The following is a 15,631-nucleotide window of genomic DNA, read 5'->3' as shown; positions in this document are numbered from 1 at the left end:
ACGTAGAACATGGAATTGATATTAAGACAAGACGTAGAAAATTTAGGATTTAAAGATGATGTTGTAGACGTGAAAAACGGATATGGTAGAAACTTTTTAATTCCTACAGGAAAAGCTGTTTTAGCAACTTCATCTGCAAAAAAAGTATTAGCAGAGAATTTAAAACAAAGAGCTTATAAAGAATCTAAATTAATTGACGACGCTAATAAAATTGCTGAAGAAATTAAAGGATATGAAATTAAAATTGCATCTAAAACTGGTTCAGGAGACAAATTATTTGGTTCTGTAAATAACATAGATTTAGCTGCAGCATTAGCAAAAGCAGGAACAGAAATTGATAAGAAATTTATTAAAGTTGTTGGTGGTTCTGTTAAGAGATTAGGTAAATACGAAGCATCTGTAAGATTACACAGAGAAGTAGTAGCAGACATTACTTTTGATGTAGTTGCTGAATAAATTACTTTAAATTATTTTATAAAAAGCTCGTTAGAAATAACGAGCTTTTTTATTTTTGCATACTTATGAAATACAGACAACTTACCAAAGAGCAATTTGAAAGTTTACACGAAGAATTTGCACGTTTTTTAGCATCGCAAAGTATTGATGTAAAAGAATGGAGTCAAATTAAAGAAGAAAAACCACATGTAGCAGAAGAAGAAATGAATATTTTTTCTGATGTAGTTTGGGATGATGTTTTAAATAAAGTAAAATATGTAGAGCATTTCTCAAAAACGTCTGCAAACCTCTTTAAATGTGAAGATGAAGAAATTCATAGAATTGCTATTAAAATAAATTGGGACATTAATTTGTTAGAACAAAAAGGATTTGAATGGTTAATGCAAAACCCAATGGACAATTCTGTAGAAATTTTTAGAGGAACAAAACCCTACAATAATAACGAAAGAAATACTGAGATTTTCGATTTAATAGAAAAAGGAAGTGCTATTTCAAAAGGAGAAATTTTTGAATATTTCAATCAGTTAATTTCTTAATATTTTAATATTGTTGCCTATTTTAATTGTTTATCAACAACTTTACTAATTCATCCGTTCCAGAACTAGCAACATTTTTAATAATGGTTAAATTATTAAAGTCGTTTTTACCAATTGCTGGTTTAGGATCTATAAAGTAAATAGGTGTATTAGGTTTAATGTAATTAACCAAACCTGCTGCAGGATAAACTTGCATAGAAGTGCCAATAATTACTAAAACATCTGCAGTTTGAGTGATTTTAGCAGCCTTGTCTAACATAGGCACCATTTCTCCAAACCAAACAATATGAGGTCTTAACTGGCTACCTTTTTTACATAAATTTCCTAAAACTAATTCTTTTTTCCATTCTAAAATATCACTTTCATCAACAGTACTTCTAACTTTTAATAACTCACCATGCAAATGAGTTACATTTTTGCTTCCAGCTCTTTCATGTAAATCATCTATATTTTGTGTAATTATTTCTACATGAAAATTTTGCTCTAATTTTACTAAATTAAAATGTGCTTTATTTGGTAAAACTTCTAATAATTGTTTTCTGCGTTGATTGTAAAAATCTAAAACCAATTCAGGGTTTCTTGCAAAAGCCTCAGGAGTTGCTACCTCAAGAACATCATGTCCTTCCCACAAACCATTTGCATCTCTAAATGTTTTTATACCACTTTCTGCAGAAATACCAGCACCAGTTAAAACAACTATTTTTTTCATCAATTAAAATGTTTTAATAAATTTGAAACAGAGTAAAAATAATAGTTTTAAGTTTGTTTTTATGATTGATGAAAAATTATTAGCCTATTTTGAAGGATTTTTAACAGAAAAAAGAAAAACACTCTTCAAAACAATTCTAGAAAACAGAACAAGACATTTTACGGTGGTTTTAGAAGATATTTATCAAGCTCATAATGCTAGTGCTGTTGTGAGAACTTGTGATATTTTTGGGGTACAAGATATTCATACCATTGAAAATAAATATAACAATACAGTATCGCGTCATGTGGCAAAAGGTTCTCAAAAATGGTTAAACCAGTTTAGATATAAAGCAGATGGTGATAATACCAAAACATGTTTAAATATTTTAAAGGAAAAAGGATATCAAATAATTGCTACTACACCACATAATAATTCTTGTTTATTACAAGATTTTGATATTTCTAAAAAATCTGCTTTTGTGTTTGGAGTAGAAGCAGAAGGAGTTTCTGATTATGTAATGGAAAATGCAGATGGTTTTTTAAAAATACCTATGGTTGGTTTTACAGAAAGTTTAAACATTTCTGTAGCAGCTGCAATTATTTTACAAGACGTCACAACTAAGTTGCGAAATTCTAATATTGCGTGGCAATTATCAGCAAAAGAAAAAGAAATTTTGTATTTTGAATGGGTAAAGAAAACCATAAAAAATGTAGACAAAATTGAAGAGCATTATCATCAAAATATATAATTATGAATCCTAAAGTAGCAGAATACATTCGTAAAAAAGAAAATTGGCAAAAAGAATTAGAAACTTTACGAGCTGTTTTTTCTGATTTACCAGTAGAAGAAACCATAAAATGGGGAGCACCAACCTATGTTTATAATGGGAAAAATATTGTGGGTTTAGCTGCTTTTAAAAATTATTGTGGTTTGTGGTTTTTTCAAGGCGCATTGTTAAAAGACAAGCACAAAGTATTTATAAATGCACAAGAAGGAAAAACAAAAGCAATGTTGCAATGGCGATTTTATTCTTTAGAAGAAATTGATAAAAATTTAATAAAAGAATACGTTTTAGAAGCTATTGAAAATGTAAAATTAGGCAAAGAAATTAAACCAGATAGAACTAAAAAAGAGCTGATAATCCCTATAGAATTGCAACAAGAAATAAATAATAATAAAGAGTTTAAGAAAAAATTTGAAGCTTTTTCCAACAGTTGTAAAAGAGAATACGCAAACTATATATCTGATGCAAAACGAGAAGAAACTAGATTAAGAAGACTTCAAAAAATAATTCCTATGATATTGAGTGGTGCAGGTTTGAACGACAAATACAAAAATTGTTAAATAAGTTATTCAACAATAATTTTTTCAATAGTAGCTGTAGAGTCGCAACGTTTTATGTATAAATGAATGTTGTTTAAACTATCTTTACCTGTAATATAATACTCAGCGCAAGGTTTTTGTCTTGGTTTTCCTTTACCAAAATCAACATCTCCAGAATTTAAAATAGTTGATATTATTAACGTATCAATATTATTTTTTTGCATACTAAATTTTGCTTCTTCAGAAAACATTCTTTTCTTAGTTCTGATTGTTTTTAGTGTTCTTGCGTCCATTCCATAATCAAAACTTGCGTTTTTCTTTTGCCAAAAAAAATAAACACCTATAGAACCTAAAGACAAACCAATTAAATAATAGAAAATTCTTTTTGTGAGCATCGTAAAATTTTGAAATGCAAAGTTAGTTTTTTAATAATAAAACTCCTTATAAAATCAACAAATTAATATCTCTAAAAGGTAAATCAAACCAATCTGCAACTGTTTTATTTGTTAAAATTCCATGATAAAAATACATGCCATTTCTAAGGCTTTTATCAAAACGAGCTGTATTTTCAAAACCTCCTTCTTCGGCAATATTCAACAAATATGGAGTAAAGATATTACTAATAGAAACTGAAGCAGTTCTAGAATATCTTGCAGGAATATTTGGTACACAATAATGTATAATACCATGTTTTACAAAAGTTGGTGTTTTATGTGTAGTAACGTTTGAGGTTTCAAAACAACCACCTCTATCAATACTAACATCTACAACTACAGCACCTTCTTTCATTTTTTCAATCATTTCTTCTGTAGCGCAAATAGGACTTCTATTTTTACCACGAATTGCTCCAATTGCAACATCACATCGCATTAAAGCTTTTAAAATAGATTTTGGTTGTAAGGTTGATGTGTATATTGGTGCATGTAAACAATCTTGTAGTTTTCTTAATTTACTTATGGAATTGTCAAAAACTTTTACTCTAGCTCCTAAACCAATAGCTGTTTTTGCAGCATACTCACCAACAGTTCCTGCTCCAAAAATTACAACACTTGTAGGTGGAACACCTCCAATGTTACCAAATAATAAACCATTTCCTTTGTTTACACCACTCATTAATTCACCAGCAATTAATATGGAAGCTGTACCAGCAATTTCACTAAGTGATTTTACAATTGGGTATGAATTGTGTTCATCTTTAATATAATCAAATGCAATAGCAGTAATTTTTTTCTTCGCTAAACATTCGAAATATTTTTTAGATTGGGTTTTTAATTGAAGTGAAGATATTAAAATAGCATTTGGATTGATAAACTCAATTTCTTTTTCAGTTGGTGGTGCTACTTTTAAAACAATGTTACATTTAAAAGCTTCTTCTACATTGTATGAAATTTTTGCGCCAGCATCAGAATACTCTTTATCTGTAAAATTTGCGCCATCTCCAGCACCAGTTTCAATTACAATTCTATGTCCGTTTGCGGTTAAAGCTCCAACTGCATCTGGTGTTAAGCAAACTCTTTTTTCTCCAAAATAGGTTTCTTTTGGTAAGCCAATAAACAATTCTCCCTTTTGTCTTTTTATTTCTAGCTTTTCTTCTTGAGGTATTAATTCTTCTTTACTAAATGGAGAAAATGAACTCATATTTGGTTATTTTAGTTGAATGTTGCGATGTCCATCTTCTAAAGTAGATAAATGAATTGCAACAGATTCTAAAGGTAATAAATTTTCAACATTTTCTGGCCATTCAATCAAACACCAATTATTATTGTACAAATAATCTTCAATTCCCATATCTAACGCTTCATTTTCATCTTCAATTCTGTAAAAATCAAAATGAAATACCTTTTCTTCTTTTGAAGTTTGATATTCATTTACCAACGAAAAAGTAGGAGAGGAGATGTTATCTAAAACACCTAAAGTTTTACAAATTTCTTTAATAAGTGTTGTTTTTCCAACACCCATTTCGCCATAAAACAACAATGTTTTGTTCTTTACAGAGGTAATGATTGTGTGTGCGATTTCGGGCAAATCTTTTAAAGAATAATTTTTATTCATAGTAGCAAAAATAGTGAAGATATTAAATTATTAATTCTAAAAACTAATTTTTATATCTATAATGGCCAATAATTTTAAAATCGAACAAACAATCTTGTAACACTTGTCCAGCACCAATGTTATGTACAATCATAAAACGTTTTCCGTCTTTCGATTTTTTGTTAACTACAATTCCAATATGTGTAATTGCACCACCCAAATTCCAACAAACAATATCTCCAGGAATGTAATCTTCTGAATTTTTCGAGTTGACTTTTATAATTCCTTTTCTTGAGAAAAAGGTCATCAAATTTGGAACTCTTCTGTGATCTATATTTTTATCAGTTCGTTTTAATCCCCAAATTTTTGGGTATAAGTTGAAGTTCTTTTTCATGTCTTCATGAACTTCTTTTTGTAAATCGATACCTAGTTTCCTATAAGCTCTAATTACCACATCTGTACAAACTCCTTTTTCTTTTGGTACATCTCCATTTGGATAATCAATGGAGAAATAACTTGGGTCGTAAACGACATTGTCTTTTATAAGTTCTATTGCTGCATTAGAGAGTTTCTCATCATTAATTTGAGAAACAACTATATTTACTGATAAAAGTAGACAAAGTATTAAGAATAATTTTTTCATTTAATTATCTATTTTAAAAATTTATCAAATAGAATCAAAGGAAACATAGATTTTTAAAATTACTTTTACTGTTAACTGATACTGAAAACTGCAAACTAATTTATTTAGGACTATATACAGCACATGGTATAATTACTTCTTCTAAAGAAATTCCACCATGTTGATAGGTGTTTTTATAATATTTCACAAAGTGATTAAAGTTGTTTGGATATGCAAAAAACAAATCTTCTTTCGCAAAAATAAAAGGTGCATTCATTGCTATAGTAGGCAAGAAAATATCTTTCGGATTTCGAACTGCATATACATCTTTTTCTTCGTAAGATAAACTTCTACCCGTTTTATAACGTAAATTAGAGCTGATGTTTTTATCGCCAATTACTTTTGTTGGGTTTTTACAATTAATAGTTCCATGATCTGTAGTAATAATTAATTTTTGTCCCAAACTTTGTGCTTTTTGAATAATTTCAAACAAAGGCGAGTTTTTAAACCAACTTAGAGTTAAGCTTCTATAGGCTTTATCATCTCCAGCTAATTCTTTAATCACCTCCATTTCAGTTTTAGAATGAGAGAGAATATCAACAAAATTATAAACAATTGTAGTTAAGTCGTTTTGTTTGGTTCCATTGTAATTATCTGCTAATTCTTTTCCACTTTTTAAAGATGAAATCTTATAATATTCATGCTTAATGTTTAAACCTAAACGTTTTATTTGAGCGGTTAATAATTCGTTTTCAAATAAATTCATTCCACCTTCTTCGGTATCATTTTTCCAAAATTGTGGATGTCTTTTTTCTATTTCTGAGGGCATTAATCCTGCAAAAATTGCATTTCGTGCATATTGAGTTGCAGTTGGTAAAATAGAAAAGTAGGTATACTCTTCGTCTTTTTTATAATGATTGTTTATTAAAGGTTCTAAAATTCTGTATTGATCGTAACGCAAATTGTCAATTATAACCCACAAAACACCTTGATCTTTCTTTAATTCTGGCACTACATAATCTTTAAACAAAGTGTGCGAAAAAGTTGGTTTGTCGTGAGCAGTTAAAAAATCTTCATAATTTTTTTTAATAAATTTAAAAAACTGAGAATTTGCTTCTTGTTTCTGACTTTCTAAAATACCCAACATTCCAGGGTCGCTAATGTTTTCTAACTCTAACTCCCAGTGAATTAGTTTTTTGTACAAATCAATCCACTCTTCATAAGAATTTACCATGGCTAAATCCATAGAAATTTTTCTAAACTCTTGTTGATAATTTGAGGTAGTTTTTTCAGAAATCAAACGTGAGTGATCTAAATTTTTCTTTAGCGTTAGTAAAATTTGACTTGGATTTACTGGTTTTATTAAATAATCTGCAATTTTAGAACCAATAGCTTCTTCCATTATATATTCCTCTTCACTTTTGGTAATCATTACCACAGGCAAATTGGCCTTTTTTTGTTTGATTTCAGAAAGCGTTTCTAAACCAGTTAAACCAGGCATATTTTCATCTAAAAAAACAATATCAAAATTATTTTCTGAAACCAAATCTATTGCATCAGCTCCATTTGTACAGGTTGTTACTACATAATCTTTACGTTCTAAAAAAAGAATGTGTGGTTTTAATAACTCTATTTCATCATCAACCCATAAAATTTGTATGTTGCTCATAGTATCTTTCTTTTTATTCTGAACGTTAAAAATACCTATTTGTTATATTTTTAGCGGTTTACAAATGATAAAATATTGCCAAAAATTCAATACTTGATAACAAAGAATATTTTTAAAAATGAAAACTCAAAAAATTGTAAAATCGTTACAATAATTGTAATTTGCATTAGATTGATAAATTTCAACTCTTGAAAAATAAAACACCCAACAAACTCAAAATACTTAACGATCCTATTTACGGATTTATTCAAATTCCAAATACTTTAATTTTTGATATTATAGAGCATCCTTATTTTCAGCGTTTAAGAAGAATTATGCAAATGGGATTTTCTAATTTGGTATATCCTGGAGCAAACCACACCCGTTTTCATCATGCAATTGGATGTATGCATTTAATGCAAAAAGCAATTCGTGTTTTGCGTTTCAAACAAGTTTCAATTTCTGATGAAGAAGAAAATGCTTTGTACATTGCCATTTTACTTCATGATATTGGTCATGGCGCTTTTTCACATGCATTGGAACATAGTATTGTTAATGGAATTTCTCATGAAGAAATTTCATTAAAATTCATGAAAAAGTTAAATGAAGAGTTTAACGGACAATTAACTTTGGCAATTCAGATTTTCGAAGGTAAAAATCCACGTAAATTTTTATGTCAGTTAATTTCTAGTCAATTAGATGTAGATAGATTAGATTATTTAAAAAGAGATAGTTTTTACACAGGAGTTACAGAAGGTAATATTTCGTCAGATCGTTTAATTGCCATGATGAATGTTAAAAACGATGAATTGGTTATCGAAAAAAAAGGAATTTATTCTGTCGAAAAATTTTTGATTGCAAGAAGGTTAATGTATTGGCAAGTATACCTTCATAAAACAGGTCTGGTTGCAGAAAATATGTTGGTTAATGTTTTAAAGCGTGCAAAAGAATTAGCTGAAAAAGGAGTAGAGTTGTACGCAAGTTCTGCATTACATTATTTTTTATACAAGCAAATTACAAAAGAAAACTTTACAGTAAATACATTAGAAATGTTTTCGAAATTAGATGATTATGATATTTTATCAGCCATTAAAGAGTGGACCAATCATCAAGATAGGGTTTTATCTACATTATCAAAAATGATTGTAAATAGAAAGCTATTAAGAATTGAAATGCAGAAAAATGACTTCCCAGATAATTACATATCTAAAAAACAGGAAAAAACTGCAAAAAAATTAAAAATTGCCGAAAACGAGACACACTTTTTTGTTTTTAAACAACAAATTAGTCATATAGCATACAATTTTAATAAACCCATTTTAATTTTAAATAAAAAAGGAAAATTAAAGGATATTGCAAAAGCATCAGACCAATTAAATTTACAAGCATTAACTAAGCCTGTAGTAAAATATTTTATTTGTTATCCAAAATAATATGAGATTAGACAAAACCGTATTATTTTTATATTTTTGCGTTTAATGAAATTTACAGCACAACAAATAGCAGATATTTTAGAAGGCGACATTTTGGGAAATCCAAATGAAGAAGTATCTACTTTATCTAAAATTGAAGAAGGTAAAAAAGGCTCTTTAACTTTTTTATCAAACCCTAAATACAATTCGTATTTATACACTACAAATGCTTCTGTGGCAATTGTAAATAAAAGTTTCATTCCAGAAAAAGAAATTAGTACCACTTTAATTAAAGTTGAAAATGCGTACAAATCTTTTTCTAAATTATTAGAATTTTATAACGAAGTTAAAAATAATAAGCAAGGTAGAGAACAACCACATTTTATTTCAGAAACTGCTAAAATTGGTAAAAATGAATATGTTGGTGCATTTGCATATATAGGTGAAAACGTAAAAATAGGTGATCATGTAAAAATTTATCCAAATTCTTATATTGGAGATAATGTAACTATAGGTGATAATACTACCATTTTTGCTGGAGTAAAAATTTATTCAGAAACCGTTATTGGTACAAATTGTAAAATACATTCAGGTTGTGTTATTGGAGCAGATGGTTTTGGTTTTGCACCTAATGAAAAAGGAGAATACAAAGCGATTCCGCAAATAGGAAATGTTATTATTGAAGACAATGTAGATATAGGTTCAGCATCTACTATAGATAGAGCCACTTTAGGTTCAACAATAATTAGAAAAGGAGTTAAATTAGACAATCAAATACAGATTGCACACAATGTAGAAGTTGGAAAAAACACCGTAATTGCATCTCAAACAGGAATTGCAGGATCTACAAAAATAGGTGAAAATTGTATGTTTGGTGGTCAAGTTGGTATTGCAGGCCATCTTAAAATAGGAAACAACGTTAAGATTTTAGCACAAGCAGGAATTTCTAAAAACATCAAGGATGATGAAATTTTAAACGGTTCACCAGCATTTAAAGCCTTAGATTATAATAAAAGTTCAGTTTACTTTAAAAAACTACCTTCAATAGTAACAAAACTCAATAATTTAGAAAAAGAATTAAATTCTCAAAAAGAAGAATTGTAATGAGCAAAAAACAGAAAACAATACAGAAAGAAGTAAGTTTATCTGGTGTAGGGTTGCACACAGGTAATACTGTAAATATGATTTTAAAGCCAGCTCCAATTAATCATGGCTTTGCTTTTAGTAGAGTAGATTTGGAAGGAGCTCCAACAATTGAGGCAAGAGCAGAGTATGTTGTAAACACTCAAAGAGGTACCAACCTAGAAAAAAATGGAGTTCAAATTCAAACTTCAGAGCATGTTTTAGCAGCAGCAGTTGGTTTAGATATAGATAATTTATTAATAGAAATAGATGCTTCTGAACCACCAATTATGGATGGTTCTTCAAAATATTTTGTTGAAGCTTTAGAAAAAGCAGGAATTGAAGAACAAGATGCTGATATTGAAGAATATATTGTAAAAGAAATCATTTCTTATAAAGATGAAGTTACTGGAAGCGAAATAATTTTAATGCCATCAGATACTTATCAAGTAACTACAATGGTAGATTTTGGAACTAAAATTTTAGGAACACAAAATGCTACTTTAGAAAACATTTCAGACTTTAAGAAAGAAATTGCAGACGCTAGAACTTTTAGTTTCCTACATGAAATTGAAATGTTATTAGAAAACGATTTGATAAAAGGAGGAGATTTAAACAATGCAATTGTATATGTAGATAAAGAATTGTCTGACAGTACAATGCAAAAATTAAAGAAAGCTTTTAATAAAGAAGATATTTCTGTAAAATCAAACGGAATTTTAGACAACTTAACATTGCATTGGGCAAATGAGGCTGCTCGTCATAAATTACTAGATGTTATTGGTGATTTAGCTTTAACAGGTATTCGTATTAGAGGTAAAGTTATTGCAAACAAACCAGGACACTTAGTAAACACAAGTTTTGCTAAAAAATTAGCAAAAATTATTAAAACAGAAAAAAGAAATAACGTTCCTCAATACGACTTACATCAACCACCATTATTAGATATTCATCAAATAATGGACATCTTACCTCACAGACCTCCATTTTTATTAGTTGATAGAATTATTGAACTTTCTGATAAACATGTAGTTGGAATGAAAAATGTAACCATGAATGAAAATTTCTTTGTGGGTCATTTTCCAGGAGCTCCAGTAATGCCAGGTGTTTTACAGGTAGAGGCTATGGCACAATGTGGTGGTATTTTAGTGTTAAGTACAGTTCCAGATCCAGAAAATTATTTAACATATTTCATGAAAATGGACAATGTAAAATTCAAACAAAAAGTATTACCTGGAGATACTTTGATATTTAAAGCAGAATTAATTACTCCAATAAGAAGGGGTATTTGCCATATGCAAGCGTATGCTTACGCGAATGGAAAATTAGTTGCAGAAGCAGAATTAATGGCACAAATAGCCAAAAAGAAATAATTATGAATCAACCTTTAGCATACGTTCATCCACAAGCAAAAATAGCTAGAAATGCTGTAATAGAGCCTTTTACAACAATACATAACAATGTGGAAATTGGCTCAGGAACTTGGATAGGTTCTAATGTAACCATCATGGAAGGTGCTAGAATTGGTAAAAACTGTAGAATTTTTCCTGGAGCAGTAATTTCAGGAATTCCACAAGATTTAAAATTTGATGATGAAGAAACTACTGTAGAAATTGGTGACAATGTTACAATTCGTGAATGTGTAACTATAAACAGAGGGACTTCAGACAGAATGAAAACTGTTATCGGCGATAATTGTTTAATCATGGCTTATTGCCATGTTGCACACGATTGTTTCGTTGGAAAAAACTGTATTTTTTCAAATAATTCTACATTAGCAGGTCACGTAACAATTGGTGATAATGTTGTTTTAGCTGGTATGGTAGCAGTACATCAATTTGCATCAGTTGGTAACCACGCTTTTGTAACAGGAGGTTCTTTAGTTCGTAAAGATGTTCCTCCTTATGTTAAAGCTGCAAGAGAACCTTTATCTTATGTTGGTATCAATTCAGTAGGATTAAGAAGACGTGGCTACACAACCGAAAAAATTAGAGAGATACAAAATATATACAGAATTTTGTTTCAAAAAAATTACAATTATACCCAAGCAATAGATATTATTGAAGCGGAAATGGAAGCAACTCCAGAAAGAGATGAAATTATTCAATTTATAAAAGATTCTCACAGAGGAATTATGAAAGGATATTTCAACGCGAGTTAAAAAATAAGTACTAAAATTTAAAAGTCAAAGGGAAAACCTAATGGCATAAAATATTAAAAAATGGCAACAACATCAGATATTAGAAACGGATTATGTATAAGATATAATAATGATATATATAAAATTGTAGAATTTTTACACGTTAAACCAGGAAAAGGACCTGCTTTTGTTAGAACAAAATTAAAAAGTGTTACCAATGGAAAAGTGATTGATAATACATTTCCAGCTGGAAGAAAAATTGATGATGTACGTGTAGAAACTCACAAATTTCAATTTTTATATCATGATGATGAATTCTATCACTTTATGAATGAGGCAGATTATACTCAAATTCGTTTATTAGAAGCAGCTTTAGATACGCCAGAATTAATGAAAGAAGGTGAAGTAGTAACCATTATTATTAATTCTGAAGACAATATGCCACTTTCTGTAGAAATGCCCTCAAGTGTAATTTTAGAAGTAACCGCTACAGAACCTGGTGTAAAAGGAAATACAGCAACAAACGCAACTAAACCAGCTACTGTTGAAACTGGTGCTACTGTAAATGTACCTTTGTTTATAAATGAAGGTGATAAAATTAAAGTAGAAACTACAAAAGGTACTTATCAAGAACGTATTAAAGAGTAAAAAGTTAGCAATATTCAATCTACAGTTTGCAGTTTTTATACAAACTCGTTAACTGAATACTGTAAACTGAATACTGCCTACTAAAATAAGAATGAAGTTTAAAAAACCACAGACTCTTCAGCAAATAGCTTCAATTTTAAATATTGATTTTGTTGGTGATAAAAATTTTGAAATTCTTGGAATTAACGAAATTCACGTTGTAGAAAAAGGAGATATTGTTTTTGTAGATCATCCAAAGTATTATGACAAAGCACTAGAATCTGCTGCAACTACAATTTTAATCAATAAAAAAGTAGACTGTCCAGAAGGAAAATCTTTATTAATTTCTGATGATCCATTTCGTGATTTTAATAAACTTACCAAACATTTCAATCCTTTTATAGCTTCGAAAGTAAGTATTTCAGAAACAGCTATTATTGGAGATGGAACAGTGGTTCAACCAAACGTATTTATAGGAAACAATGTAACAATTGGTAAAAACTGTGTAATACATCCTAATGTAACCATTTATGATAATTCAGTAATTGGAAACAATGTAACAATCCATGCAAACACAGTTTTAGGAGCAGACGCTTTTTATTATAAAAACAGGCCAACTGGTTTTGATAAATTAATTTCTGGAGGAAGAGTTGTTCTAAAAGACAATGTAGATTTAGGAGCTTCTTGTACTATAGATAAAGGAGTTACAGGAGATACAACTATTGGAGAAGGAACAAAAATAGACAATCAAGTACATGTTGGTCACGATACTGTTATCGGAAAAAAATGCTTAATCGCATCACAAACAGGAATTGCAGGGTGTGTAATCATTGAAGATGAAGTTACCATTTGGGGACAAGTTGGTACCAATAGTGGAATTACCATTGGAAAAGGAGCCATTATTTTAGGCCAAACAGGGGTTACAAAATCTGTAGCAGGAGGAAAAAGTTATTTTGGAACACCAATTTCAGAATCAAGAGAAAAATTAAAGGAATTAGCAGAAATAAAACGGTTTTTAAAAGACAGAAAAGAAAATAGTTAAAATTTAACTTTTTTTATAGATATCTACTAATAAGAAAAAGTATATTTTCTTTTTTAAAAACAATCAATAAACTATTTTTGCAACATAAAATAAAATCAAACTCTATTTTATTTACTTTTTAGAAAAATGTTAAAATAAAATGGGCTAAAAAACAAACCAATGAGTGTTTTAGTAAATAAGAATTCAAAAATTATTGTTCAAGGTTTTACAGGTAGTGAAGGAACTTTTCACGCTGGTCAAATGATCGATTACGGAACCAATGTTGTTGGAGGTGTTACACCAGGAAAAGGAGGTCAAGAACATTTAGGAAAACCAGTTTTTAATACAGTAAAAGAATCTGTAGATAAAGTAGGAGCTGATACTTCAATTATTTTTGTACCACCAGCTTTTGCAGCAGATGCAATTATGGAATCTGCTGATGCAGGAATCAAAGTAATTATTTGTATTACAGAAGGAATTCCTACTGCAGATATGGTAAAAGTAAAAGCATACATAGCAAATAAAGATTGTAGATTGGTTGGACCTAACTGTCCAGGAGTTATTACTCCAGACGAAGCTAAAGTTGGTATTATGCCAGGTTTTATCTTTAAAAAAGGAAAAGTTGGTATTGTTTCTAAATCAGGAACTTTAACTTATGAAGCTGCAGATCAAGTTGTAAAACAAGGTTTTGGAATTACAACAGCAATTGGTATTGGTGGAGATCCAATTATTGGAACTACCACAAAGGAAGCTGTAGAATTGTTAATGAATGACCCAGAAACTGAAGCTATTGTTATGATTGGTGAAATTGGTGGTAATTTAGAGGCAGAAGCAGCGCAATGGATTAAAGCAGATGGAAATAGAAAACCAGTGGTTGGTTTTATTGCAGGACAAACAGCACCTGCAGGAAGAACAATGGGGCATGCAGGAGCAATTGTTGGTGGAGCAGATGATACAGCACAAGCAAAAATGAAAATTTTAGCAGAAAATGGAGTTCACGTAGTGAGTTCACCAGCTAAAATTGGAGAAATGGTAGCAAGTGTTTTAAAATAATACGCTATTTTAAAACATCATAATATATAAATTCCTGTTTATATTGAGTTTACTCCAATATTTCAGGAATTTCTTTTTTATATTTGAACATCAACTAAAAACAGAATATGAAATTATTAGAAAATAAATCAGCAATTATTACGGGTGCAACAAGAGGAATAGGTCGTGGAATTGCAGTAGAATTTGCAAAACAAGGTGCAAATGTTGCATTTACCTATAGCTCTTCAGTAGAAGCTGCAAACGAGTTAGAGGATGAATTAAAATCTTACGGAGTTTCTGCAAAAGGATATCAATCTAATGCAGCAAATTTTGATGCAGCACAAGAATTAGCGAAAGAAGTTCAAAAAGAATTCGGAACTATTGATATTTTGGTAAACAACGCGGGTATCACAAAAGATAACTTGTTAATGCGTATTTCTGAAGAAGATTTTGATAAAGTTATCGAAGTAAACTTGAAATCAGTTTTTAATTTAACAAAAGCTGTAATTAGACCAATGATGAAACAACGAAGTGGTTCAATTATAAACATGAGTTCTGTAGTTGGTTTAAAAGGAAATGCGGGACAAGCAAATTATGCTGCGTCTAAAGCAGGTATTGTAGGTTTTTCTAAGTCTGTAGCTTTAGAGTTAGGTTCTAGAAACGTAAGAAGCAATGTAATTGCTCCAGGTTTTATTGAAACCGAAATGACAGCAAAATTAGATGAAGCAACTGTACAATCTTGGAGAGATGGAATTCCTTTAAAAAGAGGAGGACAGCCTATAGATATTGCAAATGCATGTGTATTTTTAGCATCTGATATGAGCGCTTACATCACTGGTCAAACACTTTCTGTAGACGGAGGAATGTTAACTTAGAAAACAAGTTATTTAAAATCTATATCTCTTTTAGAATTTTAACTAAAAATTTTTAAAACCTGTAACAAATTCTTGTTACAGGTTTTCTTTTTTAA

Annotated in this window: 18 protein-coding genes; 12 read left to right on the top strand and 6 right to left on the bottom strand. The window is 29.7% G+C overall.

What is annotated here, in order from left to right; all coding sequences use genetic code 11:
* Positions 1 to 9: 9 nt before the first annotated feature.
* Together rplI and FDT66_RS04890 are read left to right on the top strand one after the other, a co-directional pair.
* Positions 10 to 456, top strand: a complete 447-nt coding sequence (gene rplI / locus FDT66_RS04895; protein ID WP_138535037.1) for a 50S ribosomal protein L9 — start codon at positions 10 to 12, stop codon at positions 454 to 456.
* A gap of 65 nt (positions 457 to 521) precedes the next feature.
* Positions 522 to 992 (top strand): DUF6495 family protein, encoded by a 471-nt coding sequence (locus tag FDT66_RS04890; protein WP_138535036.1) that lies wholly within the window; start codon positions 522 to 524, stop codon positions 990 to 992.
* Between the two features lie 22 nt (positions 993 to 1,014).
* Here FDT66_RS04890 and FDT66_RS04885 read toward each other — a convergent pair whose 3' ends face one another.
* On the bottom strand, positions 1,015 to 1,701 hold the full coding sequence (locus tag FDT66_RS04885) for an SIR2 family NAD-dependent protein deacylase (RefSeq protein ID WP_138535035.1): 687 nt from the start codon (positions 1,699 to 1,701) through the stop codon (positions 1,015 to 1,017).
* 61 nt (positions 1,702 to 1,762) lie between these two features.
* Between FDT66_RS04885 and FDT66_RS04880 the strand changes: the two genes are divergently transcribed.
* Complete coding sequence (locus FDT66_RS04880) at positions 1,763 to 2,431, top strand: TrmH family RNA methyltransferase (RefSeq protein WP_138535264.1); 669 nt, start codon at positions 1,763 to 1,765, stop codon at positions 2,429 to 2,431.
* Between the two features lie 2 nt (positions 2,432 to 2,433).
* On the top strand, positions 2,434 to 3,027 hold the full coding sequence (locus FDT66_RS04875) for a YdeI/OmpD-associated family protein (protein WP_138535034.1): 594 nt from the start codon (positions 2,434 to 2,436) through the stop codon (positions 3,025 to 3,027).
* A gap of 5 nt (positions 3,028 to 3,032) precedes the next feature.
* On the opposite strand, the gene FDT66_RS04870 is transcribed toward FDT66_RS04875, so the two are convergent.
* From FDT66_RS04870 to porX, 5 genes are all read right to left on the bottom strand, one after another.
* Positions 3,033 to 3,401, bottom strand: a complete 369-nt coding sequence (locus FDT66_RS04870; RefSeq protein ID WP_138535033.1) for a DUF4258 domain-containing protein — start codon at positions 3,399 to 3,401, stop codon at positions 3,033 to 3,035.
* Positions 3,402 to 3,447: 46 nt separating this feature from the next.
* A complete protein-coding gene (locus FDT66_RS04865; protein ID WP_138535032.1) occupies positions 3,448 to 4,644 on the bottom strand; it encodes an alanine dehydrogenase in 1,197 nt (398 codons plus the stop codon).
* A gap of 6 nt (positions 4,645 to 4,650) precedes the next feature.
* Complete coding sequence (gene tsaE / locus FDT66_RS04860) at positions 4,651 to 5,058, bottom strand: tRNA (adenosine(37)-N6)-threonylcarbamoyltransferase complex ATPase subunit type 1 TsaE (RefSeq protein WP_138535031.1); 408 nt, start codon at positions 5,056 to 5,058, stop codon at positions 4,651 to 4,653.
* Between the two features lie 43 nt (positions 5,059 to 5,101).
* Positions 5,102 to 5,680: a DUF1287 domain-containing protein gene (locus tag FDT66_RS04855; protein WP_138535030.1), complete on the bottom strand. Its 579-nt coding sequence runs from the start codon at positions 5,678 to 5,680 to the stop codon at positions 5,102 to 5,104.
* A 100-nt stretch (positions 5,681 to 5,780) separates the two neighbouring features.
* On the bottom strand, positions 5,781 to 7,328 hold the full coding sequence (gene porX, locus FDT66_RS04850; RefSeq protein ID WP_138535029.1) for a T9SS response regulator signal transducer PorX: 1,548 nt from the start codon (positions 7,326 to 7,328) through the stop codon (positions 5,781 to 5,783).
* 188 nt (positions 7,329 to 7,516) lie between these two features.
* Between porX and FDT66_RS04845 the strand changes: the two genes are divergently transcribed.
* The 8 genes from FDT66_RS04845 to fabG all read left to right on the top strand — a co-directional run bounded on the left by FDT66_RS04845 (position 7,517) and on the right by fabG (position 15,536).
* Positions 7,517 to 8,740, top strand: a complete 1,224-nt coding sequence (locus FDT66_RS04845; protein WP_171032315.1) for an HD domain-containing protein — start codon at positions 7,517 to 7,519, stop codon at positions 8,738 to 8,740.
* A 45-nt stretch (positions 8,741 to 8,785) separates the two neighbouring features.
* On the top strand, positions 8,786 to 9,823 hold the full coding sequence (gene lpxD / locus FDT66_RS04840) for a UDP-3-O-(3-hydroxymyristoyl)glucosamine N-acyltransferase (RefSeq protein WP_138535027.1): 1,038 nt from the start codon (positions 8,786 to 8,788) through the stop codon (positions 9,821 to 9,823).
* Entirely contained in the window at positions 9,823 to 11,214 is a 1,392-nt protein-coding gene (locus FDT66_RS04835) for a bifunctional UDP-3-O-[3-hydroxymyristoyl] N-acetylglucosamine deacetylase/3-hydroxyacyl-ACP dehydratase (RefSeq protein ID WP_138535026.1), read from the top strand. The genes lpxD and FDT66_RS04835 overlap by 1 nt, the downstream gene beginning before the upstream one ends.
* A 2-nt stretch (positions 11,215 to 11,216) precedes the next feature.
* Positions 11,217 to 12,002 (top strand): acyl-ACP--UDP-N-acetylglucosamine O-acyltransferase, encoded by a 786-nt coding sequence (lpxA, locus tag FDT66_RS04830; RefSeq protein ID WP_138535025.1) that lies wholly within the window; start codon positions 11,217 to 11,219, stop codon positions 12,000 to 12,002.
* Positions 12,003 to 12,062: 60 nt separating this feature from the next.
* On the top strand, positions 12,063 to 12,629 hold the full coding sequence (gene efp, locus FDT66_RS04825) for an elongation factor P (RefSeq protein WP_138535024.1): 567 nt from the start codon (positions 12,063 to 12,065) through the stop codon (positions 12,627 to 12,629).
* Positions 12,630 to 12,720: 91 nt separating this feature from the next.
* Positions 12,721 to 13,650, top strand: a complete 930-nt coding sequence (locus tag FDT66_RS04820) for a UDP-3-O-(3-hydroxymyristoyl)glucosamine N-acyltransferase (RefSeq protein ID WP_138535023.1) — start codon at positions 12,721 to 12,723, stop codon at positions 13,648 to 13,650.
* 159 nt (positions 13,651 to 13,809) lie between these two features.
* Positions 13,810 to 14,682, top strand: coding sequence for a succinate--CoA ligase subunit alpha (gene sucD / locus FDT66_RS04815; RefSeq protein ID WP_138535022.1), 873 nt, complete (start codon positions 13,810 to 13,812; stop codon positions 14,680 to 14,682).
* A gap of 107 nt (positions 14,683 to 14,789) precedes the next feature.
* Entirely contained in the window at positions 14,790 to 15,536 is a 747-nt protein-coding gene (gene fabG, locus FDT66_RS04810) for a 3-oxoacyl-[acyl-carrier-protein] reductase (RefSeq protein ID WP_138535021.1), read from the top strand.
* Positions 15,537 to 15,631: the final 95 nt, after the last annotated feature.

It is taken from the genome of Polaribacter aestuariivivens (assembly GCF_005885675.1).
GTDB classification, from domain to species: domain Bacteria; phylum Bacteroidota; class Bacteroidia; order Flavobacteriales; family Flavobacteriaceae; genus Polaribacter; species Polaribacter aestuariivivens.
Note: the sequence above shows the minus strand (reverse complement) of the source record. Positions and strands in the feature narration are given on the sequence as shown.

Bases quoted from the DNA above. Each gene is read 5' to 3' on its own strand.
- FDT66_RS04820 (WP_138535023.1), top strand. From the start codon at position 12,721: ATGAAGTTTAAAAAACCACAGACTCTTCAGCAAATAGCTTCAATTTTA.
- lpxD (WP_138535027.1), top strand. From the start codon at position 8,786: ATGAAATTTACAGCACAACAAATAGCAGATATTTTAGAAGGCGACATT.
- FDT66_RS04880 (WP_138535264.1), top strand. From the start codon at position 1,763: ATGATTGATGAAAAATTATTAGCCTATTTTGAAGGATTTTTAACAGAA.
- porX (WP_138535029.1), bottom strand. From the start codon at position 7,328: ATGAGCAACATACAAATTTTATGGGTTGATGATGAAATAGAGTTATTA.
- FDT66_RS04835 (WP_138535026.1), top strand. From the start codon at position 9,823: ATGAGCAAAAAACAGAAAACAATACAGAAAGAAGTAAGTTTATCTGGT.
- efp (WP_138535024.1), top strand. From the start codon at position 12,063: ATGGCAACAACATCAGATATTAGAAACGGATTATGTATAAGATATAAT.
- lpxA (WP_138535025.1), top strand. From the start codon at position 11,217: ATGAATCAACCTTTAGCATACGTTCATCCACAAGCAAAAATAGCTAGA.
- FDT66_RS04885 (WP_138535035.1), bottom strand. From the start codon at position 1,701: ATGAAAAAAATAGTTGTTTTAACTGGTGCTGGTATTTCTGCAGAAAGT.
- FDT66_RS04875 (WP_138535034.1), top strand. From the start codon at position 2,434: ATGAATCCTAAAGTAGCAGAATACATTCGTAAAAAAGAAAATTGGCAA.
- FDT66_RS04870 (WP_138535033.1), bottom strand. From the start codon at position 3,401: ATGCTCACAAAAAGAATTTTCTATTATTTAATTGGTTTGTCTTTAGGT.
- FDT66_RS04855 (WP_138535030.1), bottom strand. From the start codon at position 5,680: ATGAAAAAATTATTCTTAATACTTTGTCTACTTTTATCAGTAAATATA.
- fabG (WP_138535021.1), top strand. From the start codon at position 14,790: ATGAAATTATTAGAAAATAAATCAGCAATTATTACGGGTGCAACAAGA.
- tsaE (WP_138535031.1), bottom strand. From the start codon at position 5,058: ATGAATAAAAATTATTCTTTAAAAGATTTGCCCGAAATCGCACACACA.
- sucD (WP_138535022.1), top strand. From the start codon at position 13,810: ATGAGTGTTTTAGTAAATAAGAATTCAAAAATTATTGTTCAAGGTTTT.
- FDT66_RS04865 (WP_138535032.1), bottom strand. From the start codon at position 4,644: ATGAGTTCATTTTCTCCATTTAGTAAAGAAGAATTAATACCTCAAGAA.
- rplI (WP_138535037.1), top strand. From the start codon at position 10: ATGGAATTGATATTAAGACAAGACGTAGAAAATTTAGGATTTAAAGAT.
- FDT66_RS04890 (WP_138535036.1), top strand. From the start codon at position 522: ATGAAATACAGACAACTTACCAAAGAGCAATTTGAAAGTTTACACGAA.